The following is a 22,607-nucleotide window of genomic DNA, read 5'->3' on the forward strand; positions in this document are numbered from 1 at the left end:
GGCCGATACCCTGCGGCTGTCCCCAACTGGAGCGCGTGTCAGGAGCCAGCCATGTCGTCTTCCCCCTTGCGCCGGGTTGTCATCGTCGCAGCCGCCTCGGCCTGCGCCCTGACAGGTCTGGTCGCGGTCGCGCCGCCCGCGCGGGCCGCGGTGACCGACCTGGTCATCAACGAGTTCTACGGGCGCGGCGGCTCGGCCAACCAGCCGTACACGCACAAGTTCGTGGAGCTCTTCAATTCGGCGGACGCCGCCGTCGACCTGGCGGGCACGTCGCTGCATTACCGCTCGGCCACGGGCGTCGGCAGCGCGAGCGGCGTCGCGGCGCTGTCGGGCACCGTGCCGGCGGGCGGGTACTTCCTGATCCAGCTCGGCTCGAACGGCAGCACCGGCGCGGGGTTGCCGACCCCCGACCTCGTGGCGTCGGTGAACCCGTCGGGCACCACCGGCACGGTGTTCCTGGCGCGGGCGATCACGGCGGTGAGCCCGGACGCTGCCGAGACGGTGATCGACAAGCTGGGTTACGGCGCCTCGAACTCCCCGGAAACGACGCCGGCGCCCTACCCGGGCAGCAACAGCACCCCCGGGTCGCTGCAGCGGCGCGGGGGAGCTGACACCGACGACAACGCCGCCGACTTCGCCTTCAGCAGCGACGTGACGCCGCAGAACAGCACCGCGTCCGGCCCGGCTCCCTCACCCAGCCCGACGCCCACGCCCACGCCGACGCCGACCCCGGCGGACGTGACGCCCATCGCGGCGATCCAGGGCCCCGGGGACGCGACGCCGCTGGCCGGGCAGCGGGTCGTGACCGAGGGCGTCGTCACCGCCACGTACCCGAGCGGCGGCTTCGGCGGCATCTACATCCAGACGGCCGGCACCGGCGGCGCCGCGAGGACGCCGGGGCAGGCGTCCGACGGGGTGTTCGTGTACTCGAGTTGGGCCGCGTCCAACACCGCGATCGGCGATTGCGTGCGCGTCGAGGGCACCGCGGCGGAGTACAACGGGCTCACGCAGCTCGCGGGCAATCCGTTCGTCACGGTGACGACCGGGTGTGCCCCGGTGACGGCCACACCGCTGGCGACGCTGCCGGCGTCCGATGCCGAGAAGGAGCCCTACGAAGGCATGCTCGTGCTGCCGCAGGGGCCGTACACGATCACGAACAACTACGCGCTGAACCAGTATGGGCAGGCCGGTCTGGCCGTGGGGACCGATCCGCTGCTCCAGGCGACCGACGTGGTGCCGTGGCAGCAGGCCGCCGCCTACGAGGCCGCCAACCTGGCGAAGTACATCACCCTGGACGACGGGTCGTCGTGGAACTACCTGACCAACACCACGGCGAAGAACTCGCCGCTGCCGTACCTCTCGGCGGCCACGCCGATGCGGACGGCGTCGCAGGTCACGTTCACCCAGCCGGTGATCCTGGACCACCGGTTCCAGTGGAACTACCAACCGACCGGGCAGATCGTGGGCGCTGACGGCCCGCTCATTCCGATCACGCGGGAGAACGACCGACCGGCCGAGGCTCCGAACGTGGGTGGCGCCGTGCAGATCGGCTTCTTCAACGTGCTCAACTACTTCACCGATCTGGGGCAGGACGAGGCGGGGTGCCGCGCCTACACCGACCGGGAGAACAACCCCGTCACCACCAACAACTGCCAGGTCCGCGGCGCGTACACCCCGGAGGCGTTCGCCGACCAGAAGGCCAAGCTCGTGGCTGCGATCAACGGGCTCGGCGCCGAGGTGGTGGCCCTGTCCGAGATCGAGAACTCCGCTGGGCTCAGCTACATCGACCACCCGCGGGACGCCGCCCTGGCCGACCTCGTGGCCGGACTGAACGCCGCCGCGGGCACCGAGCGCTGGGCGTATGTACCCTCGCCGACGGTGGTGCCGAGCAACGAGGACGTGATCCGCACCGCGTTCATCTACGACCGGACGCAGGTCCAACTGCTCGGCCCGTCGTACATCGACGTGCACGAGGCCTTCGCGAACGCCCGCTACCCGCTGGCGCAGAAGTTCAAGGTGATCGGGAGCGGCAAGCCGTTCGTCGTGGTGGCGAACCACTTCAAGTCGAAGGGCTCCGGTGAGGACGACGGGACGGGCCAGGGCCTGTCCAACCCGTCGCGCGTCGCACAGGCGAGGCAGCTCGTGGACTGGACACGCGACATGTTCCGGGGTGAGGCGGTGTTCCTGGTCGGCGACTTCAACGCCTACAGCGCCGAGACGCCCATCGAGCTGATCGAGAACGCCGGCTACCTGAACCTCGCCGGCCGGTTCGATCCGTCCGGTACGAGCTACCAGTTCTCCGGACGCCTCGGCTCCCTCGACCACGCCTTCGCCAACGGCGCCGCGCGGCGGTTGGTGACCGGTGCGGCGATCTGGGACATCAACGGCGACGAGTCCGTGGCGTTCCAGTACAGCCGGCGCAACTACAACGTGGTGGACCTCCACGCCCCCGACCCCTACGCCAGCTCCGACCACGATCCGGTGCTCGTGGGCGTCAACACCGGCCCGCGCGGTCGGGGCTGACGGGAGCGCCCGGGGTCGCTCGGGTCGGGTCGTTCCGGGGTCGTCCCGGTGGGTGACCCCGCAGGTGGACGCCCCCGGTGGGTACCCAGCGGATGGGTGCCCCTGAGTCGCGCCTCACCTGGCGCAATGGAATTCCACCTGGCGCTTCACGTGGCGCAGTGGAGCCCCACCTGGCGCTGCAACAGCTCACGTGGCGCAGTGGAGCTCACGTGGCGGCCCGCAGAAGGCCCGCCAGGTGAGCTGCGCTGCGCCACGTGGATCTGGGGTGCGCCACGTGAGGCCCAGGTGCGCCACGTGAGGCCCACGCGTGCCAAGTGGACACAGGTGGGCGCCACCTCCCCACCGCTGTCGTCGCCCCCCTGCCTTTGACGCTCCCCCCCTGCCCTAAGGCCACCCCCCTGCCGTTGCACCCTGCGTGTCAGCCTGTTGTGGGACAGCGGGGTGGTGGAGAGGATTGATGATGGATAACGATGATGTTCCGTTCCGGCCGTCTCGTTCGAGCAAGTTCACCCCGCAGCAGCGTTGGGCGTTGTTGTTGGAGTATGACCAGTGTCTGGAACGAGGGAGTCGGGTGGCGTTTTGTCGGCGAATCGGGGTGTCGTCGTACACGATGAACTCGTGGGTGCAGCAGCGGGCGGCTGGGTTGATCACGGAGCCTGACCCGGCTCGTTCGCGTGGGGATCGGAGGGGCGTGTTGACGTATGAGGAGCGGCAGGAGCTGGAACGGCTCCGCCGGCAGAATGAACGCCTCAAGGTGGAGTTGGAGCAGTCCAGAGCGGCTGCTGACATCTTGGGAAAAGCTGCCGCGTTCTTGGAGGGGTTGGCCAAGAACGCGGATCAGAACCAGACCCAACCGGAGCCTCCACCGGTGCCGGGCCGGCCGGCGTGGCTGGCCGATTCCGATACCTCGAGTTTGCCCTCGATACCGCCACGTCCCTCGAAGGGGTTGGGGTGAGCGTGGTCCAGGCATGTCGCTGGCTCGGGGTGTCGCGGTCCACGCTGTATCGGTATCGCAACCCGAACCCGGCTGGTGGGGTGGTGGTGCCGCACGCGGAGCGGAACTATCCCCAGCGGCTCGCCCCTGCCGAGACTGAAGCTGTCGTGGCTAGGTTGAACGCTGAGGACGTGGCCGACATGTCGATCAGGGAAGGGTTCTACCATCTGCTCGATCGCGGGGAGTACCTGTGCTCGCTGGCCACGATGCACCGGATCATGCGGCGAGCCGGGCAGTCCACCGATCGTCGTCGACAACGGACCCGGACCGGTGTCAGGGGCCGGCGTCATGCGCCACGCCTGCACGCGACCGCGCCCCGGCAGGTGTGGTGTTGGGACATCACCAACGTGCAGGGCCCGGGACGGATCTGGTTCAAGCTGTATGTCGCGATCGATCTGTACTCCCGCTACGTGGTCGCGCACCGGGTCGAACACCACGAACGGCCCGACCTGGCCAAAGACATGTTCCAAAAGGCGTTCACCGACCAACACTGCGTTCCTGCGGTCATCCACGCCGACAACGGCTCCCCGATGCGTGCCGGCACCCTCACCGACATGTTCAGGTTGTTGCACATCACCACGTCCCACTCCCGGCCCCGAGTGTCCAACGACAACCCGTTCGCTGAAGCCGTCTTCAAAACCGTGAAGTACGACCTCGCCTACCCCGGCCGGTTCGACACCATCGACCAGGCCCAAGCCTGGTTCACCGCCTTCTTCGACCACTACAACAACCACCATCACCACGCAGGCCTGGCCGGTCACACCCCCGCCCGCGTCCATGACGGCACCTGGCCCACCACCCACGACCTGTGGACCACCACCAAAACCGCTTACGCCGCCAAACACCCCCACCCGCCACCCCAAACCCCCGAAAACCCCACACCCCCAGACCACGTCTGGATCAACCAACCCCCAACCCAACTGTCCCAGACAGCTTGATTCATTCCGTGCAGCACTAGGGAGGTGGCCCTGCGGCAGGGTGGCGGCGCCTACGGCAGGGAGCCGCCCCTGTACGGCAGGGTGGCGGCGTCAGTGCCAGAGAGCCGCCCGCAAGACCCGCGCACAACCCGTCACCGCAGCGACCGCTCCACCGGACGCCGCGGCTAGGCCGAGTCGCGCAACACCAGGTCGGGGGCCAGGATGACCGGGGCCGGCAGGGTGGAGCCCGACAGCAGCTCCCGCAGCATGCGGCCCGCCTCCTGGGCGACCTCGTGGGCGTGGCCGCGTACCGTCGTCAGGGCGGGGCGTACCCGACGGGCCATCTCGGAGTCGTCGAACCCGACGATCGCGATGTCCTCGGGCACGCGGACGCCGGCGTGCTGCAACTCGGCCATCACCCCCGCGGCCATGAGGTCCGAGGCGACGAACAGGCCGTCGATGTCGTGGCGGGCGCTCAGCACGGAGCGTGCCGCCTCGCGCCCGGACGCCTCGGTGAAGCTCCCCGGAATGATCGCCACCGGCGTGATCCCCGCCTCGGCGCACGCCCGGGTGAAACCGGCACGCCGGTGCTGCCCGGCCACCATGTCGAGGCTGCCGGTCACCGTGGCGAGGCGGCGGCGTCCGCTCTGGATGAGCCGTTGGGTGGCGAGGACGGCGCCGCGGGTGTTGTCCAGGTCGGCGTAGGCCAGCCCGGGCACGCCGGGATCGCCGATGAAGACGACCGGTTGGCTCACCCCGGCCAGGGCGCGCGGGAGGTCCGAGCCGTGGTGGGACGCGACGACGGCGCCGTCGATGCGACCGCTCGTCAGGTATTCAACCAACCGCTCGGCGGGCTCGCCGGGTTTGCTCATCGCCAGCACCACCTGGGCCTCGTGACCCGAGAACGAGGAAATGACCCCGTGGTAGGTGGCGGCGAAGTAGGGGTCGGAGAACACGCGCAGATCGGTCTCCGGCACCAGCACGGCGACGACGCCCGAACGGCGTGTCACCAGCATGCGCGCGGCGTGGTTCGGCTGGTAGCCGAGTTCGCGCACGGCGGCGTTCACGGTCTCGGCCGTCTCTGGGCTGACCAGCGACCCCCCGTTCACCACGCGCGACACCGTGGCCCGGGACACCCCGGCGAGACGGGCGACGTCCTGCAGCGTGGGTGCCGCGCCGGCGGTGGGGGCCTGGCCACCCCGGGGTGAGGGCTCGGTCATGAGCGTGGCGCGCCCAGGCGGCCCGTGGCGATCTGCTGCGCGAACCATCGCGCACTGGCCTTCGGGATGCGGCGCAGCTCCTCGTCCACCCGCACGATCCCGAACCTCTTGGCGTAGCCGAAGGCCCACTCGAAGTTGTCGAGCAGGGTCCAGGCGAAGTAGCCACGGACGTCAGCCCCCGCCCCGCGGGCCTCCTCCACCGCCGCCAGGTGCGCGTCGAGGTAGGCGATGCGGTCGGTGTCGTCGACGAAGCCGTCGGCGTCCGGCTCGTCGGCGCAGGCGGCGCCGTTCTCGGTGATGTAGATCGGGACGCCGGCCGGCCCGGCCCACGTGTCGTGCAGCCGTCCCAGCAGGCGCGCGAAGCCGTCGGGGTCGATCTCCCACCCCATGTCGGTGGTCGGCAGACCCCGCGGCACGACCTCCGCCTCCGGTGCGGTCACGTGGGGGCTGGGCCCCGCCGGCACGCCGGCGCGAACCATCTCGGTGGTGTAGTAGTTCACCCCCAGGAAGTCCAGGGGCGCTCCGATCACCGCCTCGTCCCCGGCCCGCACGGCCTCGGCCGGCCAGGCAGCGCCGGCGTCCGCCACCACGTCGGCCGGGTAGCCGCGGCCGAACACCGCGTCGGTGAACAAGCGGTGGGCCGTGCCGTCGACGCGGCGCACCACGTCGATGTAGGCCGGGTTGGTCGGGTCGGCGGGGACGGCCGGGGTGTAGTTCAGCGTGATGCCGATGGACGCCGAGGCGTCCGCGTCGCGGAGTGCCCTCGCGGCCAGACCATGGCCGAGCAGCAGGTGGTGGGCCGCCGTCAACGCCTCGGTCGGGTCGGCGTGACCGGGGGCGTGGACGCCCGCGCCGTAGCTGAGCATGCTGCTGCACCACGGCTCGTTCAGCGTCGTCCAACGGCGGACGCGATCGCCCAGCCGGTCGTGCACGACCAACGCGTACTGCGCGAACCGCTCCGCCGTGGCCCGGTTGAGCCACCCGCCCGGCAACGAGGCCGGCAGATCCCAGTGGTACAGGGTCAGCCACGGCTCGATCCCCGCGGCCAGGAGACCGTCCACGAGCCGCTCGTAGAAGTCCAGCCCGGCCGCGTTGGGCGTCCCGTCGGCCGACACGACGCGCGGCCACGCCACCGAGAACCGGTAGGCCTGCAGCCCGAGGCCGGCCATGAGCGCCACGTCGGCCTCCCACCGGTGGTAGTGGTCGGTGGCCACCGTGCCGTCGTCGCCGTTCGCCACGGCGCCCGGCACCTGGCAGAACACGTCCCAGATGGACGCCTCGCGCCCGTCCTCGGTGGAGGCACCCTCGATCTGGAACGCCGCGGTGGCGGCACCCCACAGGAAGTCGGTCATCGGGTCATCCCTTCACGGCGCCGGCCATGATGCCGGACACGAGTTGCTTGCCGGCCACGAAGAACAGCGCCACCAGGGGGGCGGTGGCGAGCACGACGCCGGCCATGATGAGGCTCATGTCCTTGAAGTAGGACGACTGGAGCAGCTGCAGCGCGACCGGCAGCGTCGGGTTCGCCGGGCCCAAGATGATGTAGGGCCAGAAGAACTGCGTCCAGCTCGAGATGAACGTGAAGAGCGCCAGCATGGCCGCGGCCGGGCGCGCGGCGGGCAGCGCCACGTGCCAGAACGTACGGATCATGGAGCAGCCGTCGACGCGGGCCGCCTCGATCAGCTCGTAGGGCAGGGCCTCGGTGAGGTACTGCGTCATCCAGAACACCCCGAAGGCGCTCACCATGCCGGGGATGATGACGGCGGGCAGCTTGCCGGCGAGGTCGAGCTGCACCATGACGATGAACAAGGGCACGATGCCCAGCTGCGGCGGGATGGCCATGGTGCCGATGACGAAGGCCAGCAGCCCCCGCTTGCCCCGGAAGCGCAGCTTCGCGAACGCGAAGCCCGCCAGCGTCGAGAACAGCACGGTGGTGAACGAGACGCTGACTGCGACGATCACCGAGTTCCACAACGCCGACCAGAAGGGCACCGAACTGAACACCCGCTCGATGTTCTCCATGAGGTGACCCTGCGGGATCAGCGAGGGGATCGGGTTGACCGCGATGTCGGGCGCCGTCGAGCTCGCGAGCAGGAAGGCGAAGTACAGCGGGTACGCCGAGATCAGGAGCACCAGGGCGAGGAGGGTGTAGGTGACCCAGCCCGGGCGGCGTCCGCCCGACTGCATCCGGGCGCGACGACGGGCCGCGGCCCGGGCGGCACCCGGGCCGGCGAGCTGGTGGGCGGTGGCGACCGAACTCATGCGCGGGCCTTCTTCCGGGATCGGGCGACAGGGGTGCCGCTGGTGGCGATGCGCGAGGTGAGCCAGAAGTTCAACAGCGCGAAGACGACGACGATGGCGAACAGGATCCACGCCACGGCGGACGCGCGGCCCAGGTTGCGCTGCGGCCCCCAGCCGAGCTCGTACATGTACATGGCGATGGTCATCCACTGGCGGCTGTTGCCGCCCAGGCCCGCGCTGTCGTACAGCCGCGGCTCGTCGAAGATCTGCAGGCCGCCGATCGTGGAGGTGATGACGACGAACATGATGGTCGGGCGCAGCATCGGAACGGTGACGTGCCAAAACGTCCGCCAGCGCGAGGCCCCGTCCACGATGGCGGCCTCGATGACGTCGTGGGGGATGGCCTGCATCGCGGCCAGGAAGATGAGGGTGTTGTAGCCGGTCCACCGGAAGTTGACCATGGTCGCGATGGCGATGTGGCTCGGCAGCACCTCGCTGTGCCAGCCGATCGGATCCAGCCCGATCGAGGTGAGCACGGCGTTGATGACGCCCGACTGGTCGGCGAAGATCTGGCCGAAGATCAGCGAGACCGCCACGGGGGCCACCACGTAGGGCAGCAGGACGCCCATGCGCCAGAACGTGCGCGCCCGCAGGTTGGCGTTGAGCACCGCCGCGATCGCGATCGCCGCGACCATCTGGGGCACCGAGCTGAGCAGGAAGATGCTGAACGTGTTTCGCAGGCCGATGAAGAAGCGGTCGTTGGTGAGGACGAACGCGTAGTTGTCGATGCCGGCGGGGCCGGCGTCCCCGCTGAGCAGCCCGTACTCCCGGGTGGAGACGTACGCCGTGAACAGCATCGGGAACAGGCCAATCACCGCGAAGAGGAGGAAGAACGGCGCGATGTAGACGTAGGGCGCTGTCGCCACGTCGAGCTTGCTGAGGCGCTGACGGACGGTCAGGTCGCGTCCTGCTGCGCTGCGGGACATGTGGGCGGTCTCCTGGCTGTGGTGGGTGCGTCGGGTCGAACGGGGGCGGGCGGGGCGGCGTCCGGCCGGCTGGGGGGGGGCCGGCCGGACGCCGCGGGGGGTCAGCCGATGTTGGCGTCGGCGTCGGAGACCGCCTGGTTCCAGGACTCCTCGGCGGTGGCCGTGCCGTCCACGTCGACGCGGCCGATGGCCTCACCGACGATGGTGTTCATGGCGAAGTAGTGCTCGCCCTTGAACGGCTGGGACTCGACGGCCTCGGCGCGCTCGGTGAAGATTTCACCGGTGGGCGCGTTGTTGAAGAACTCGTTGGTCGCCGCGGCGAGTTCGGGGCTCTCCTGGGCCTCGACCTGGCTCGGGAAGGTGCCGGCCTCGGCAAACGCCTTGAGCTGCTGCTCGGGGGCGGTCAGCCATGCGGCGAGCTCCTGCGCCTCCGCGGTGTGGGCGCCGGCGGCCGGCACGGTCAGGTACGAGCCGCCCCAGTTGCCGCCGCCGCCGGGGAAGGTGCTGGCGACGTCCCAGTTGGTCTGGCCGGCCGCGTTGCCCTCGATGACGCCGAGCATCCAGCTCGGGCACTGCATGGTGGCGAAGGCGCCCGACTGGAAGGCGTTGATCCAGTCCGTCCCCCACTGGCCGAGGCCGGCGGAGAGGTCGTCGTCGACGGCGGCGGCGAGGGTGCTGTCGTAGAGCTCCTTGATCTGGGTGTTCTCGCCGAGCGGGATGATCGTCTCCTCACCCGTGGTCGAGGAGTACGGGTTCGGCAGCTGCTGGACGCGGGCGTTCATCACCGCGCCCGCCGAGTCGAACCAGCCGACCTCGGGGGTCGCGGCCTTGAACTGGCGGCCGACCTCGAAGTAGTGGTCCCAGTCGCCGTCGAGCAGCGTCGCCACCTCCTCGCGGTCGCTCGGCAGGCCGGCGGCCTCGAACAGGTCGCGGCGGTAGCAGGTGGCCTCGGGGCCGATGTCGGTGGCGTACCCCATGAGGGCGCCGTCCTCGGTGGTCGCCTGGGCCTCGACCCAGTCGAGCCAACGGCCCTCCACGTCGGGGGAGGAGAGGTCGACGAACTGGTCCGACAGCGGGTTCAGCTCGGCGAGCCAGTCACCGTCGACGGCCTGGATGTCGGCTATGCCGGATCCACCGGCGGCCAGGCGCGTCATCAGGTTCTCGTGGGCCTCGGTGGACTGGCCGGCGCGCTGGTGGTCGATCGTGATGCCGGGGTGGTCAGCCTCGTACTCGGCGAACATCTCGTCGGTGTAGCCGAACTCGTTGAACGTGGCCACCGTGAGGGTGATCTGTTCGCCGGACGTTCCGCTGCCCGCGGTGGTGGCGGGGGTCGTGCCCGCGGTTCCGCCGCCGGAGCAGGCCGTGAGGGCCAGCGCAGCAACGGCTGTCGCGGCCACGCCGGTGAAGAGGCGAGTGCGCATGTGGACTCCTTTGTCGTGGCCCGGTCGGCCGGGCCAGGGTGGTCGGGGTGATCGGCTCCCTGGGTGAGAGCGCTCTCACAGTGAGGATCGTTACGTGGGAGCGCTCTCATGTCAAGGGTTCACGCGCATGAGACCGAATCGTTATCCGCCGAGGTGGGGCGGGGCCCGACTACCCTCGGGGCATGATCGCGTTGGAGCTCGCCCACCGGTTGGACGCCGCCCGCCGGGTCCGCGGCGAGGCGTGGACGCCCACGGCGGGCGATCGCTTCGTCATCCCCGGCAAGGAGATCGACGACGTGTTCGTCGTGGCCGACATGACGATCGAGGTCGAAGAGCTGTCCTCCGGTGCCGTCGTGAAGTTCAACGGCACCACCGAGTGGGCGTTGGACTCCCTGCCCGCCGACGAGGTGCTCTGGCTGCCTCGCGAACCCCAGCTCCGCGCGATGTTGGCCGAGCGATTCGTCCGCCTCGAACGTCTCCCGGGGGCGGACGGCGCCGCGTCCGGCTACGCGGTGCTGCTGACCGACGGTTCGCGTCACGTCGATGTCGACCCCGAGGACGCCTACGCCCGGGCCGTCCTGCACACATCGGCATGACGATGGAACCCTAGGGTGGGGCCATGCAGGTTCCCGTCGACGACTATCTGGCCGAGGTGCTGGCCGCGTGCAGGCAGGACGCCGGGGAGCTCAACAGCTCCATCCCCGAACTCGCGCGGGCCGATCCGGACCAGCTCGCGGTGGCCGTGTGCGTCGGCGGTGGCCGCGTCTACGCGGCCGGGGACGCCGGCGCCCGCTTCTCGATCCAGTCGCTGTCCAAGCCGTTCGTGTACGCGCTGGCGCTGCGCGACCACGGCGTCGGGTTCGTCGAGTCCAAGGTGGACGTCGAGCCCTCCGGCGATCCGTTCAACGAGATCTCGGTGGAGGAGGAGTCCGGCCGCCCCCGCAACCCGATGATCAACATCGGCGCCCTCACGGTCCACGCCCTGGTGGGTGAGGAGCGTCTGGACGCCGCGCAGCGCTTCGAGCGCGTCCGCGCCGGTCTGTCGGCCTTCGCGGGGCGCCGGCTCGAGGTGGACGAGGCGGTGTTCACCTCCGAGCTGGACCACGCCCACCGCAACCTCGCGCTCGCCCACCTGGTGCGCTCGCGGGAGATCTTCACCCTGGACCCCCACGAGGTCGTCGAGGGGTACAGCCGCCAGTGCTCACTCGTCGTCGACACTCGCGACCTGGCCGTCATGGGCATGACGTTGGCCAGCGCCGGCCGCAACCCACTGACCGGCGAGCAGGTCGTCTCCGAGCAGATCTGCCGGCAGGTGCTCAGCGTCATGACCACGTGTGGCATGTACAACGCGGCCGGCGACTGGATGACCGACGTCGGCATCCCCGCCAAGAGCGGCGTCTCCGGCGGGGTGCTCGGCGCGCTCCCCGGGCAGGCGGGCATCGGCGCGTTCTCCCCGCGGCTGGACGCCCACGGCAACAGCACCCGGGCCGTCGCCGTCTGCGAGCGCCTGTCGGCCGACCTGGGCCTCCACCTCATGTCACCCCCGGCGGACGGGGACACCGTCTCCGCAGCGGGCGTCGTCGACGCCGACGGTGGCGAGCAGTACCGGGCGGTCGTCCAGGGTGCGCTGCACTTCACCAGCGCCGAGCGGATGCTCGCCGAGCTCAGCACGGTCGTGCCCGGCAGCACGCCGGTCACGCTGGACGTCTCCCGCGTCGCGACCATGAACGATGTCGGACGCCGCATGCTCGGCGAGGCCGTCCGCCGGCTCACCGCCGACGGCCACCGCGTCGATCTGGTCGACCCCCACGGCCTCACCGCCGAGGTCGACACCGGCGACGCAACACAGACCCGCGTCCTAGGATCGAACTGAGCCCAACCATGTGAGCCCGAAATCCCCCCGAGGAGCAGCAATGACGCCCGACCCCGAACAGACGCCGACCGTGGAGAGCCGGGTCGCCGACCTCCTCGCCCAGATGACCCTGCCGGAGAAGGTGGGTCAGCTGCTCCACCTGGACGCCCGCGGTGACCTGACCGACATCGTCACCCACCGGCTCGCCGGTTCGATCCTGCACGCCTCGCCCGAGGACATGCTGGCCGCGATCGAGCTCACGCAGCAGACGCGGCTGCGCATCCCGCTGCTCACGGCTGACGACTGCATCCATGGCCATTCCTTCTGGCCCGGCGCGACGATCTTCGGCACCCAGCTCGCGATGGCGTGCTCGTGGGACGCCGGCCTGGTCGAGCGAGTGGCGCGCGCGACCGCCGTCGAGGTGGCGGCCACGGGCATCCACTGGACGTTCTCGCCCGTGCTCTGCATCGGCCGCGACCTGCGCTGGGGGCGGGTGGACGAGACGTTCGGTGAGGACCCGTTCCTCATCGGCGAGCTCGCCTCGGCCATGGTGCGCGGCTACCAGGGCGACGGGCTCGACGACCCGACGGCGATCCTCGCCACCGCCAAGCACTTCGCCGGCTACTCCGAGACCCAGGGCGGGCGGGACGCGTCCGAGGCCGACCTCAGCCGCCGCAAGCTGCGCTCGTGGTTCCTGCCGCCGTTCGAGCGGGTGGCGCGCGAGGGGTGCGCGACGTTCATGCTGGGCTACCAGTCGATGGACGGCGTCCCGATCACGCAGAACGGCTGGCTGCTCAACGACGTCCTCAAGGGGGAGTGGGGCTTCACCGGCACGCTGGTGACGGACTGGGACAATGTCGGCCGCATGGTGTGGGAGCAGAAGGTGTGCGCCGATCACGTCGAGGCGGCCGTCAAGGCCATCGAGGCCGGCAACGACTTCATCATGACCACCCCGCAATTCTTCGAGGCCGCGCAGGAGGCCGTCGAGCGCGGCCTGGTCAGCGAGGAGACGCTGGACGCGTCGGTGGCCCGCGTGCTGCGGCTGAAGTTCGCCCTCGGGCTGTTCGACGACCCCCGGCCGCCCTCGCCCGAGCGGCAGGCCGAAGTCATCGCCTGCGACGAGCACACCGCGCTGAACCTCGAGGTGGCGCGGGCCTCGCTCGTCCTGCTGCGCAACGACGGCGCGCTGCCCCTGGCCACCGACGCGCCGAAGACCGTCGCGGTGATCGGCCCGCTCGCCGACGACGCCCAGAACATGCTGGGCGACTGGGCGGGCAACTCCGGCCAGGTGCCCTGGATGCCCGAGGGACACCCCCGCGCGATGATCTCCACCGTCCTCGACGGCTTCAAGGCCGTGGTGCCCGACGGCTGGCAGGTCACCCATGCCCGCGGGGCCGACATCCAGGTCCTGACGCCGCGGGAGGGGACGTACCCGGACGGCCAGCCGCTGCCGCCCGAGGTCAGCGCCGCCCCGGTGGTTGAAAACCAGCTCGCCGAGGCCGTCGCCGTGGCCGAGGCCGCCGACCACGTCGTGGTGGTGGTCGGCGACACCGTCGCCTTCACCGGCGAGGGCCGCTCCACCGCGACGCTCGAGCTCCAGGGTGGGCAGATCGCGTTGCTGGACGCCGTCGCCGCCACCGGGGTGCCCACCACCGTCGTCCTGGTGCAGGGCAAGCCGAGCACGCTGCCTCCGTCGGCCCTGCAGGGGTCGCTCATCGAGGCGTTCAACCCGGGCATGGCCGGCGGTCGGGCGATCGCCGAGCTCGTGCTCGGCCAGATCGAACCGCGTGGACGCCTGCCCATCTCGTTCGCCCGTCACGCCGGGCAGCTGCCGATCTACTACAACCAGATCCGCGGCCAACACGGTGACCGCTACGCCGACCTGACGCAGGATCCGCTCTTCGCCTTCGGCGAGGGCCTGTCCTACACCACGATCGAATACGGCGCCCTCGAGCTGGACGCCACCGAGGTGCCCGCCGACGGGGTGGTCACCGGCCGCGTCACGCTCACGAACACCGGAACGCGTCCGGCCGTCGAGACCGTGCAGGTCTACGTCCGCGACCTGGTGACCAGCGTCACGTGGGCCGACCTCGAGCTCAAGACCTTCACGCAGGCCACCATCGAGCCGGGGGCGTCCGAGGTGGTCGAGCTCGCCCTGCCGGCCGCCGCCTGCACGCTGGTCACCGCCGACGGTCGTCGGATCGTCGAGCCCGGGGAGTTCGAGCTGCGCGTGGGCTCCAGCTCGCGGCAGGAGACCCACCAGGTGGCGACCTTCACCCTCACCTGACCTGGTGGCGGCGGGCGTCAGGCCTCCAGCGTGCGGTCGAACAGCTCGCGCACATCCTGCGGCACGGCCGGCTCGGGCAGCGTCACGTCCGTGGCCGGCGCGTCGCAGCGGACGCCGTAGCTGTAGGAGTCTGGCGTCGGCCGTTCGTCCGGCGCCGCGCTGGCCATGGACTCCAGCCGCTGCTCGGCCAGCAGCAGCCGCCACGCCTCGGCGTCGACGTCCGGCAGGTCGCCCAGCTCGACGGACGCCGTCCGCGTCAGCCCGGCGAAGCCCCCGGTGCGCCGCAGCACGACGCGGGTGGTGGCGTCCGCGTCCGAGCCGGTCGACGGGGCCGGCGTTCGGGTGGGCTGACGCGCCGGGGCCGGTTCCACCTCCACCGACGCCCAGGCCGCGGCGACGGCGTCCGCCTCGACCGAGCGAGCGCCGAAGCGCGCTCGCGCTGCGGCGAGGGTGAGGTGCGCGAAGGTGGCGAACGTGCAGTCGGCGCGGATGTCGCCGGTGAGCACGTCGTACCAGATCTGCAGCGGAGCCTCCCAGGCAGGCCCGCCGAGCCGGGTGGCCAACGCGTGGAACGCCTTGTTGGGGATGCCGGAGTTGATGTGGACGCCGCCGTAGTCGTCGGTGGTGTCCACGTAGTCGGCCATGGTGGCGGGTTGGGGGTCGCGGCCGAGCTGCGGATCGTCGTAGGCCGTGCCGGGGGCGGCCATCGAACGCAACGCCACCCCGTTCACGTCCGGGCCCAGCAGCGCCGCGCCGATCAGCCAGTCGGCCACATCCGCGTCCTGATCCAGGGCGTACTGCTGGGTGACGGCGCCGAACACGTCCGAGACGTGCTCGTTCAGCGCGCCGGACTGGCCCTGGTAGTTGAGCCCGGCGGTGTACTCGGTGAGGCCGTGGGCCAGCTCGTGGGCGATGACGTCGAGGCTTGCCGTGAACCGGTTGAACAACCGGCCGTCGCCGTCGCCGAACACCATCTGGCTGCCGTTCCAGAACGCATTGAGGTAGTTGCGGCCGTAGTGGACGCTGGCGGCGAGCCCCAGCCCGTTGTCGTCGAGGGAGTCGCGACCCAGCGCGTCGTGCAGCAACCGCCAGGTGGCGCCCAGGCCGTCGTAGGCCTCGTCGACGGCCACGTCGCCCGTCGGCTCGGCACCCTCGGCGCGCACCAGGACGCCCGGCAGCCGGGTGGCGTTCTGCGCGTCGTGGACGCTGCGGTTCGGACCCGTTCCGTCGTCCATGGCAGGGCGCTCCGACGAGTCCTCCGACGGCGCTACGCCCCGGCGCCGGCGGAACAGCCCTTCGTCGAGCTGCAGCGTGGTGCGCGCACCCTCGGCGACGGGCTCGGGTGCGGTCTCGGCGAGGCGGGCGAGGATGAACGGGGGCACGATCGTGCAGCGCGGGCGCACGGGGTGGACGTGCCGGGTGGGGGCCGGGGGGCGAGTCATGGCACCAGTCTGCCCCCGGGCTCCGACAATTCCGGAGGTGCTGCCATCATGGACGCGTGCCGCGCCCCTCACCCCTGGTCCGTTGGGGCCGCGACCCCGCCACGGCGTGGGCCACGGTGGCTGCCGTCGCGGTCGCCTGGCTGGCGCTGAAGCTGGTGTCGGTCTGGGCCTGGGTGGTCGTGCCCGGCGAGTACGGCGACACCTACTACTACTTCCTCGCCGCGCAGGACGCCTTCACCTCCGGCACGGGCGTGCGCGGTGTGCTCACCGAGTACCCCACCCCCGCAGGCCTGCTGCTCCTCGCCCCCTGGGCGCTCGGGGTGACCGACTACGACGGCTACCGCGCCGTGATCGTCGCCCTGACCTCGCTCGCGGACGCCGCGTTCGCGGCTCTGCTCGGACGCCGCACGGGCCCCGTCGGCGTGCTCGGTTGGGTGGCCCTCACCACCGTGCTCGGGCAGGTCGCGCTGTTGCGCCTCGACATGCTGCCCGCGGTGGCCGCCGGCGCCGCCGTGCTGTACGCATGGCAGGGGCGCTCCGCCGCGGCGTCGGTGCTGGTCGGGTTGGGCACGGGGCTGAAACTGTGGCCGGTCGTGCTGGCCCCGCTCGTCGCCCTGGCCGCCCGCGGACGACGCGCCCGGGCGTTCGCCTGGTTCGTCGGCACCGGGGTGCTCCTGGCGGCCGGGAGCCTCCTGGCCGGGGGCTGGGATCGGCTGGTCTCACCGCTGGGGTACCAGGGTGAACGCGGCCTGCAGATCGAGTCGGTGCTGGCCACCTGGCCGATGCGGGTGTGGGCGAGCGGAACCGACCACCGCGTGTGGTACTCCGACTTCCGCGCCTTCGAGGTGGAGGGTCCGTCCGTGGGCCTGTGGGTGCAGGTGGGCGGCGTCGCCGCGGCGCTCGCCGTCCTGGGGTGCGCCCTGTTGCTGGCGAGGTGGCTGCGGCGCGGCTCGCCGCGCGGCGCGCTCGGCCCGCTGGCCCTGACGTTCGTGGGGGCGTTCGTGATCACGTCGCCGGCGCTCAGCCCGCAGTACCTGCTCTGGCTCGCCGCACCCGCCGCGGCCTGGTGCGCTGCGGCCTGGGGTGCCGAGCCCGAGGCCGGACGCCAGACACCCGAGCCGAGCGGTGCGCGGGGCGTGGACGGGCGCGTCGTCTCGCTGGCGACCCTCGTGGCGCTCCTGGTGCTCTGCCTGCTGACCACCGCCGTCTACCCGGTGTTCTACGGCGGTCTGACGAGCGTGAACGATCACACCTCCCGCGCCCTGGCCCTGCTCACCGCTCGCAACCTGGGTCTGGTCGGGTTCGTGGCCTGGACCGCCGCGCTCGCGCGCGCCGCCACCGCCCGAGGCTAGGCCGAGGAGTCGGCCGCCTCGGCTGCGGCGTCCTCCTCGGCGCGACGCCGTCGCCGCGCCAGCGCCACGACCAGCACCACCGCCAGCCCGAGCCCGACGGCGCCGGCCAGCGGGCCCCACCGAGCCGTCAGCACCGCCGACCACAGGTCGCGCGGTGCGAACCCTCCGGCCACGTCGGACGCCTCCGCCGCCGTCACCGCGTCCGGAGCCACCAGGTCCGGATTGATCGCGGCCACCTCGGCGTCCGTGATGGGTGACCGCTCGGCCCGGACCAGCAGCCGATGGTCGTTGACCGGCGGGGGGTCGCAGGTCAGCAGCGTGAGGATGTCGTGCCCCGGCTCGAGGGCGATCACGTCCGTCTGGTCCGGCCACACCACCTCGGAAGAGACCATGACGTACTTCAGCACCCGCCGGGCTCCTCGAGGTACACCGCGTCACCGGATCACCACCACGGTCGGGTCGCTGGTGTTGCCTGCGGCGTCGGTGGCGGTGACGGTCACCGTGGTGCCGCCCATGAGCGGTGCCGGGGTGGTCACCGACCAGGCGCCGTCGGAACCGGCGGTGGTGGTCAGCGTGGTGCCATCGCGGAGCGTCACGGTGATGGACGCCCCCGGCTCCGCGGTGCCGGTGACCGTCGTCGCCGTCTCGGCAACGGGGGGCCACGTCGACCATCTCGGGCGGGGTGGTGTCGACGACGGTGACGACGCGGGTGACGGTGGTGGTGTTGCCGATCGAGTCGGTGACCGTGTAGGTCAGGGTGTAGCTGCCGGGCGTCGCGGCGTCGACGGTGCCGCTGACCGTCATGGCCGCGGTGAGGGTCCCGTCGACCCCGTCGGTGGCAGTCACCCCGGCCCGCGGATCGAAGGCGGCCCCGGCCTCGACCGTGGCGGCGGTCGCCCCGCTGATGGTGGGGGCGAGGTCGCGGTAGTAGTAGGTGTAGGCGTTGGTCGCCGTGGCCGAGATCGTCACGTCGGTGGACTGGCCGGCAACCACCTCGTACCCGGTCGGCGCGGCCGGGAGGGGGCCGACGTCGGCGGGTCCGGCGGGCAGCGAGCCGCTGTCGGCGGTGAGGACCCGCACCGGCGTGGTGGTGCGCGTGCCGTCCGCCCGCGTCGACAGGTAAGTGGTGGTGTAGGGGTACACGGCCGGGAAGCTCAGGGTCTGGCGGCGGTTGATGATCCAGGCCGTGCTGCCGGACATCGCCATCTGCACCGTGCTCGTCCCGCCGAACACGGCCATCATCTGGGCGTAGGTGTAGGTCTTGCTACCCGTGTGGGTGGGGGAGCCGGCAGCGCTCGTCGCGCCTTGGTAGTAGCTGTAGGCGTAGGTGTAGACGTTGTCGGTCAGGGCGTCGGTCGGGCCGGGATCGGTGAGGATCCAGGTGATGCGCGCCGTGTTGGTGGCGTTGTTGGAGTACGGCGTCGTGAGCTGGGAGAGGGCGTAGTGCTGCACCGGCGCCGTGACGCTCTCCCCGGGGTGGGTGATCGCGATGTGACTCCCCGTGTTCGAAGCGATCGCGGAGTCGGCCGAGTTCTCGCTCACGTAGTTGTCGAACTCGACGGCGAGGGAGTTGGCGACGGCGCGGGTGTCCGCCGACGTGTTGGACCGGTTCTTGTAGATCGCGAGCATGTCGTAGTCGTTGTCGATGTGGGGCGCGAACGTCGGGTCGTTGAACAGGATGAACGCCGAGCCGTAGTCGTTGCCGGACGCGGTCGAGTACCAACCGGCCGTGGTGAGCTGGTAGGTGAATGCGAGGTCGTTGATGGCCAGGTCCACCGGCTGGTTCACCGAGGCGAACCCTTTGCCTGCCGCCGTGTTGTCGGCGATCACGAGGGTGTTGCCGCTGAAGTGCGCGTAGTTCGTGCCGCCCGAGGGAATGGTCATCCCGGTGCCGTCCATCAGCGTGAGCGTGTCGCTGGAGGGGTAGGTCACCGTGGGGCGGTTGTCCAACTCGGACGCCGCCGCCGGCGCAACGACGCCCGTCACCAACCCGACGCACAGGAGCACGGCGAGCACGACGCCGAGGGCGTTGCGCAGCCGCATGGAGAATCTCCTTGGTAATGAATGATGAGCTCGCGAGCGGTGAGACGCTCACCGGTGACAGGCCTGTTGAGGCGAGATTTTAGGCGTAGTGCGCAGGGTTGGCGAACCTTGTTGCAGCCGCCGTTGGCAATGTTGCAGGACTTCTGTGGTGATGGTGATTCACAGTGGGAGTGGATTCTCGCCTCTTCACGAAAGAGAGTGGATGAGGGGTCGGAATCCGCCTGCTTCGAGGAGTGATCTGAGCCGGTAGTTGACGAGGTTGCGGAAGCCGAGCGCGATGCCGCGGAGGTGTTCGAGCCGGCCGTTGATGGCTTCGGTGGGTCCGTTGCTGGAGCCGGGGTGGTCGAACCACGCCAGGATGTCGTCGCGTCGCTTTTCGAGTGTCCTGCCGAGTTGCGCGAGCTCTTCCAGCCCGGCCGGGACAGCGGTCTTGATCCGGTCGATCACCGAGGTGAGCAGCTTCTTCCCGACGTCGGCGTCGGGGTGTCGGTAGGCGTCGATGATGTCTTGGTAGGTCAGCCAGGTGACCTCGAGGGGGACTGCTTCATCGATGGCCCACAGTGCTGACAGGCGGGCCTTCTGCTTGTCGGTGAGTAGCGCCCGGCCGGTGCGCAGGGTACGTCGGGCCTTGTAGAGCGGATCATCGGCTCGGCCGCGGCCGCCGGTGAGTTCACGTTGGACGCGTTGTCGGGTGGCGTTCAGCTTGTCGCCGGCCAACGCGACCACGTGGAAGGGGTCCATCACGGCGGTGGCGTCGGGGACGGCTTCGGCGGCGGCGGTCTTGAAGCCGGTGAAGCCGTCCATCGCCACGATGGCGACCCGGGCCCGGAACTGGTCGGTCTGAGCCTCCAGCCAGGTCTTGAACGCCTTCTTCGAGCGACCCTCGACCAGGTCCAGCAGCCGGGCGGGGCCGGTGTCGTCCCGGATCGGGGTGAGGTCGATGATCACGGTCACGTACTTGTCGCCCTTGCGGGTGTGTCGCCAAGCGTGCTCGTCGACGCCGACGACCTCGACGTCGTCGAGCCGTCCCGGGTGGTCGATGAGGAGCTGGGTCCCGACGTCGGTCACGGCCATGTGGGCGGTGTCCCAGCTGATGCCCAGCACGGCGGCGACACCGCTGATCGGGGTGTGATCGAGCACGACTTGGCACAGGGCCCACCAGTCCGCGGCCCTGGTCAGCTTCGACCGCGGTCGGGCCACCGTCTTCAGCGAATGCCGCCACACCCGCCCACACCCATCGCAGCGGAACCGGGGCACCCGGACCGACAGCCACGTCGGCCGTCGGCCCACGGGCAGGTGGGTGAACCGGCGTAGCACCTGGTCGTGCACCCGGCCCCCAGCGCCGCAGCGGGGACATCGGTCATCGACGGTGACGAGCGAGCAGAACAGGATCGCCTTGTCCGGCCAGATCTGCTGGGCGTCGACCCGCAGCCCGAGGGCGTCAACCCGAGCGAAGGTGGTCAGATCCGGGCTGGTGACCGGCGGGCAGGCGGGCGTCGTTGAGGTAGCGTCAGACATGGGCCTTGTTGTTGCTGGATGGGATTCGACACCCACATCCTCGCGGCGACAAGGCTCCTCAACGCTCAGCCCGCGCCGTCACCCACCCACCCTCGATTGGGAAGAGCCATCAACCCCGCCGTTCACCAAACACTCCCGCGTCTGGACGAAGAACTCATAGCTGTCCCGGCGCTCCCGCTCCGGCATGTCATCAAACCCCGCTCCCGGCGGAAGCGACGAGAAACACTCCTCCACCGCAGCCTGGTACTTCTCAATCTGACCATCAGGGATCAGACCAGAAGCAATACCCCCATCGGCGATCGAAACGGTCCACCCGCGCTCAGCCAAGCACTCCTTCGCCAACTCCAACCTCTCGGTACGAGCCGGAGCAGTCATCGGCTCGGTTCCCGGCCCAGGCGCCCCGGCGCAACCACTCATCAGCGTGAAGAGCACCAGCGAGAACACGAGAGGGCGGGACGGCGCGATGCTCAGCATCGGCTTTCCACCGCATGGATGGTGATATTCAAAGGAGTCACAACCTGACCACCAAGGATCTGCCTAAATCCCCAGTTCTTCGTCTGAACAAAAGGACCAGAAAGATAGTTCACATCCCACGACTGGCTGTACCAACCGCCAAACCCCTGGACTGATTGAGTGACTACGTAGCTCCTCCCCGTCAAGGTTCGTGAGCTAGTGGTCGCACTGGCAGAGGAGCAGGTAACGCCTGGCAGGGACCTGCCATCCGCCACCGCCGTCGAGACACCCACCCCTAACGTCAAGGAAAGGGTGGCAAACGTCGCGATCATGGTCTTCAGGGTTCGATTCATGGAGGGGGCTCCTTGTCTTTTGAGCGGGCCTCGTTGCCCGCTCACGCACCATAACACGGACGGGCGAGAGTCGAACCTGCACCCGATTTCACCGCGTAGGGCCTACCGACCTCCGCCGGCCTGCAGATTCGTGGAAGGGGGCAGATGAGAGTCCGATCCGCACCGATCTGCGGGCAGTGCTCGATGCCCGCAGCACTTTTAGTGCCCCCTGCTTGCTGGCTCGCGGGGCGTTCCCTTATCGCGGCTCCCCTGTCGGCGTAGTCGCCTCGGCGGAGGCACTCCGAACGGCACCGAGGGACCCCCCTAGTTAGAGCGCTCCGATGACCTCGAACCACATCGATAGCGCCGACACGATCAGGAAGGCGTGACGGGTTCGAGGGTGTGGTGGTTGATCCGCCACACGGAGGCGCACAGGGTGTCGATGTCTTCTTGCTGGTGGCTCGTGATGACGATGGTGCGTCCTTCGGCGTTGAGGTCGCGGAGGAGCTGACGAGTCGTCTCGACGCTCGAGGCGTCCAGGCCGTTGAAGGCCTCGTCGAGGAGCAGCAGCTGTTGGCCTTCCATGAAGGCCTGCGCGATCGCGAGCTTCTGTTTCATCCCGAGGGAGTAGTTCCGCACGTGCTGGCGGGTTCCTGGTGAGAGGCCGACTCGTTCCATGGCTGTGGTGACGTCGGCGCGGCTGGCGACTTTGCGGATGGAGGCGAGTTCCAGGAGGTTTTCCAGGCCGGTGAGCCCGGGGAGGTAGCCCGGGCGGTCGATGATCGCACCGACACCGATCGGGTAGGAGTCGCCTTTCTCACGGAGGTCTGGTGACAGCCAGACCTCACCGGCGTCTGGGGTGACGAGACCGCAGATCAGCTTGAAGAGGACGGACTTGCCGGACCCGTTTGGTCCCTGGATTCCGCAGAGGGAGCCGCGCGGGACGGCGAGGTTCACGTCTTGGAGGACGTCGAGTCCTTTGAAGGACTTGGATACGGCGGTGAGCGTGGCTGCGTACTCCATGGG

18 protein-coding genes and 2 pseudogenes are annotated in these 22,607 nt (G+C 70.1%); 7 read left to right on the forward strand and 13 right to left on the reverse strand.

Going from position 1 to position 22,607, the window contains the following annotated elements:
• Positions 1-51 precede the first annotated feature (51 nt).
• Together PCC79_RS00640 and PCC79_RS00645 are read left to right on the forward strand one after the other, a co-directional pair.
• On the forward strand, positions 52-2,523 hold the full coding sequence (locus tag PCC79_RS00640) for an ExeM/NucH family extracellular endonuclease (protein WP_342372706.1): 2,472 nt from the start codon (positions 52-54) through the stop codon (positions 2,521-2,523).
• A 951-nt stretch (positions 2,524-3,474) separates the two neighbouring features.
• The gene (locus PCC79_RS00645; protein WP_342372707.1) at positions 3,475-4,455 is read left to right on the forward strand and encodes an IS3 family transposase; all 981 of its coding nucleotides are present in this window, start codon (positions 3,475-3,477) and stop codon (positions 4,453-4,455) included.
• Between the two features lie 164 nt (positions 4,456-4,619).
• On the opposite strand, the gene PCC79_RS00650 is transcribed toward PCC79_RS00645, so the two are convergent.
• From PCC79_RS00650 to PCC79_RS00670, 5 genes are all read right to left on the reverse strand, one after another.
• Entirely contained in the window at positions 4,620-5,654 is a 1,035-nt protein-coding gene (locus PCC79_RS00650) for a LacI family DNA-binding transcriptional regulator (RefSeq protein WP_232549348.1), read from the reverse strand.
• Positions 5,651-7,006: a GH1 family beta-glucosidase gene (locus tag PCC79_RS00655; protein WP_342372708.1), complete on the reverse strand. Its 1,356-nt coding sequence runs from the start codon at positions 7,004-7,006 to the stop codon at positions 5,651-5,653. The genes PCC79_RS00650 and PCC79_RS00655 overlap by 4 nt, the downstream gene beginning before the upstream one ends.
• Before the next feature lie 4 nt (positions 7,007-7,010).
• Positions 7,011-7,916: a carbohydrate ABC transporter permease gene (locus tag PCC79_RS00660; protein WP_232549350.1), complete on the reverse strand. Its 906-nt coding sequence runs from the start codon at positions 7,914-7,916 to the stop codon at positions 7,011-7,013.
• Positions 7,913-8,881, reverse strand: coding sequence for a sugar ABC transporter permease (locus tag PCC79_RS00665; protein WP_342372709.1), 969 nt, complete (start codon positions 8,879-8,881; stop codon positions 7,913-7,915). Before PCC79_RS00665 ends, PCC79_RS00660 begins: the two co-directional genes overlap by 4 nt.
• A 101-nt stretch (positions 8,882-8,982) precedes the next feature.
• The gene (locus tag PCC79_RS00670) at positions 8,983-10,302 is read right to left on the reverse strand and encodes an extracellular solute-binding protein (RefSeq protein ID WP_342372710.1); all 1,320 of its coding nucleotides are present in this window, start codon (positions 10,300-10,302) and stop codon (positions 8,983-8,985) included.
• Positions 10,303-10,484: 182 nt separating this feature from the next.
• Here PCC79_RS00670 and PCC79_RS00675 point away from each other — a divergent pair, with 182 nt between their 5' ends.
• The 3 genes from PCC79_RS00675 to PCC79_RS00685 are packed head-to-tail and all read left to right on the forward strand — an operon-like array spanning position 10,485 to position 14,441.
• Positions 10,485-10,898 carry a pilus assembly protein CpaE gene (locus tag PCC79_RS00675; RefSeq protein WP_232549353.1) on the forward strand — a complete coding sequence of 138 codons (414 nt, stop codon included), beginning with the start codon at positions 10,485-10,487 and terminating at the stop codon, positions 10,896-10,898.
• 23 nt (positions 10,899-10,921) lie between these two features.
• On the forward strand, positions 10,922-12,175 hold the full coding sequence (glsA, locus tag PCC79_RS00680; protein ID WP_342372711.1) for a glutaminase A: 1,254 nt from the start codon (positions 10,922-10,924) through the stop codon (positions 12,173-12,175).
• 40 nt (positions 12,176-12,215) lie between these two features.
• Positions 12,216-14,441 (forward strand): glycoside hydrolase family 3 N-terminal domain-containing protein, encoded by a 2,226-nt coding sequence (locus PCC79_RS00685; protein ID WP_232549355.1) that lies wholly within the window; start codon positions 12,216-12,218, stop codon positions 14,439-14,441.
• A 17-nt stretch (positions 14,442-14,458) separates the two neighbouring features.
• On the opposite strand, the gene PCC79_RS00690 is transcribed toward PCC79_RS00685, so the two are convergent.
• On the reverse strand, positions 14,459-15,883 hold the full coding sequence (locus PCC79_RS00690) for a protealysin inhibitor emfourin (RefSeq protein WP_232549356.1): 1,425 nt from the start codon (positions 15,881-15,883) through the stop codon (positions 14,459-14,461).
• Between the two features lie 56 nt (positions 15,884-15,939).
• On the opposite strand from PCC79_RS00690, the gene PCC79_RS00695 reads away from it, so the two are divergent.
• The gene (locus tag PCC79_RS00695; protein ID WP_232549357.1) at positions 15,940-17,235 is read left to right on the forward strand and encodes a glycosyltransferase 87 family protein; all 1,296 of its coding nucleotides are present in this window, start codon (positions 15,940-15,942) and stop codon (positions 17,233-17,235) included.
• Here the strand turns inward: PCC79_RS00695 and PCC79_RS00700 are convergent.
• From PCC79_RS00700 to PCC79_RS17360, 3 genes and pseudogenes are all read right to left on the reverse strand, one after another.
• Positions 17,232-17,642, reverse strand: coding sequence for a sortase (locus tag PCC79_RS00700; protein ID WP_232549358.1), 411 nt, complete (start codon positions 17,640-17,642; stop codon positions 17,232-17,234). The genes PCC79_RS00695 and PCC79_RS00700 overlap by 4 nt on opposite strands.
• Positions 17,643-17,669: 27 nt before the next feature.
• Positions 17,670-17,879 (reverse strand): annotated as a pseudogene (locus PCC79_RS00705) (Ig-like domain-containing protein); the annotation flags it as partial.
• Between the two features lie 61 nt (positions 17,880-17,940).
• Positions 17,941-18,228, reverse strand: a pseudogene (locus tag PCC79_RS17360) (immunoglobulin-like domain-containing protein); the annotation flags it as partial.
• Between PCC79_RS17360 and PCC79_RS00710 the strand changes: the two are divergent.
• On the forward strand, positions 18,188-18,358 hold the full coding sequence (locus tag PCC79_RS00710) for a hypothetical protein (RefSeq protein WP_232549360.1): 171 nt from the start codon (positions 18,188-18,190) through the stop codon (positions 18,356-18,358). The pseudogene PCC79_RS17360 and the gene PCC79_RS00710 overlap by 41 nt on opposite strands.
• Positions 18,359-19,464: 1,106 nt before the next feature.
• Here PCC79_RS00710 and PCC79_RS00715 read toward each other — a convergent pair.
• The 4 genes from PCC79_RS00715 to PCC79_RS00730 form a co-directional block, all read right to left on the reverse strand.
• Positions 19,465-20,796 (reverse strand): ISL3 family transposase, encoded by a 1,332-nt coding sequence (locus PCC79_RS00715; protein WP_342372712.1) that lies wholly within the window; start codon positions 20,794-20,796, stop codon positions 19,465-19,467.
• 78 nt (positions 20,797-20,874) lie between these two features.
• Positions 20,875-21,270 (reverse strand): hypothetical protein, encoded by a 396-nt coding sequence (locus PCC79_RS00720; RefSeq protein ID WP_232550252.1) that lies wholly within the window; start codon positions 21,268-21,270, stop codon positions 20,875-20,877.
• Entirely contained in the window at positions 21,264-21,602 is a 339-nt protein-coding gene (locus PCC79_RS00725) for a hypothetical protein (RefSeq protein WP_342372713.1), read from the reverse strand. The genes PCC79_RS00720 and PCC79_RS00725 overlap by 7 nt, the downstream gene beginning before the upstream one ends.
• 354 nt (positions 21,603-21,956) lie before the next feature.
• The gene (locus tag PCC79_RS00730; protein ID WP_232550250.1) at positions 21,957-22,604 is read right to left on the reverse strand and encodes an ABC transporter ATP-binding protein; all 648 of its coding nucleotides are present in this window, start codon (positions 22,602-22,604) and stop codon (positions 21,957-21,959) included.
• Positions 22,605-22,607: the final 3 nt, after the last annotated feature.

Origin of the sequence: Propioniciclava soli, from assembly GCF_038502305.1 — a bacterium.
GTDB classification, from domain to species: Bacteria; Actinomycetota; Actinomycetes; order Propionibacteriales; family Propionibacteriaceae; genus Propioniciclava; species Propioniciclava soli.

Bases quoted from the DNA above. Each gene is read 5' to 3' on its own strand.
- PCC79_RS00640 (WP_342372706.1), top strand. From the start codon at position 52: ATGTCGTCTTCCCCCTTGCGCCGGGTTGTCATCGTCGCAGCCGCCTCG.
- PCC79_RS00650 (WP_232549348.1), bottom strand. From the start codon at position 5,654: ATGACCGAGCCCTCACCCCGGGGTGGCCAGGCCCCCACCGCCGGCGCG.
- PCC79_RS00655 (WP_342372708.1), bottom strand. From the start codon at position 7,006: ATGACCGACTTCCTGTGGGGTGCCGCCACCGCGGCGTTCCAGATCGAG.
- PCC79_RS00660 (WP_232549350.1), bottom strand. From the start codon at position 7,916: ATGAGTTCGGTCGCCACCGCCCACCAGCTCGCCGGCCCGGGTGCCGCC.
- PCC79_RS00665 (WP_342372709.1), bottom strand. From the start codon at position 8,881: ATGTCCCGCAGCGCAGCAGGACGCGACCTGACCGTCCGTCAGCGCCTC.
- PCC79_RS00670 (WP_342372710.1), bottom strand. From the start codon at position 10,302: ATGCGCACTCGCCTCTTCACCGGCGTGGCCGCGACAGCCGTTGCTGCG.
- PCC79_RS00675 (WP_232549353.1), top strand. From the start codon at position 10,485: ATGATCGCGTTGGAGCTCGCCCACCGGTTGGACGCCGCCCGCCGGGTC.
- glsA (WP_342372711.1), top strand. From the start codon at position 10,922: ATGCAGGTTCCCGTCGACGACTATCTGGCCGAGGTGCTGGCCGCGTGC.
- PCC79_RS00685 (WP_232549355.1), top strand. From the start codon at position 12,216: ATGACGCCCGACCCCGAACAGACGCCGACCGTGGAGAGCCGGGTCGCC.
- PCC79_RS00690 (WP_232549356.1), bottom strand. From the start codon at position 15,883: ATGACTCGCCCCCCGGCCCCCACCCGGCACGTCCACCCCGTGCGCCCG.
- PCC79_RS00715 (WP_342372712.1), bottom strand. From the start codon at position 20,796: ATGTCTGACGCTACCTCAACGACGCCCGCCTGCCCGCCGGTCACCAGC.
- PCC79_RS00720 (WP_232550252.1), bottom strand. From the start codon at position 21,270: ATGCTGAGCATCGCGCCGTCCCGCCCTCTCGTGTTCTCGCTGGTGCTC.
- PCC79_RS00725 (WP_342372713.1), bottom strand. From the start codon at position 21,602: ATGAATCGAACCCTGAAGACCATGATCGCGACGTTTGCCACCCTTTCC.
- PCC79_RS00730 (WP_232550250.1), bottom strand. From the start codon at position 22,604: ATGGAGTACGCAGCCACGCTCACCGCCGTATCCAAGTCCTTCAAAGGA.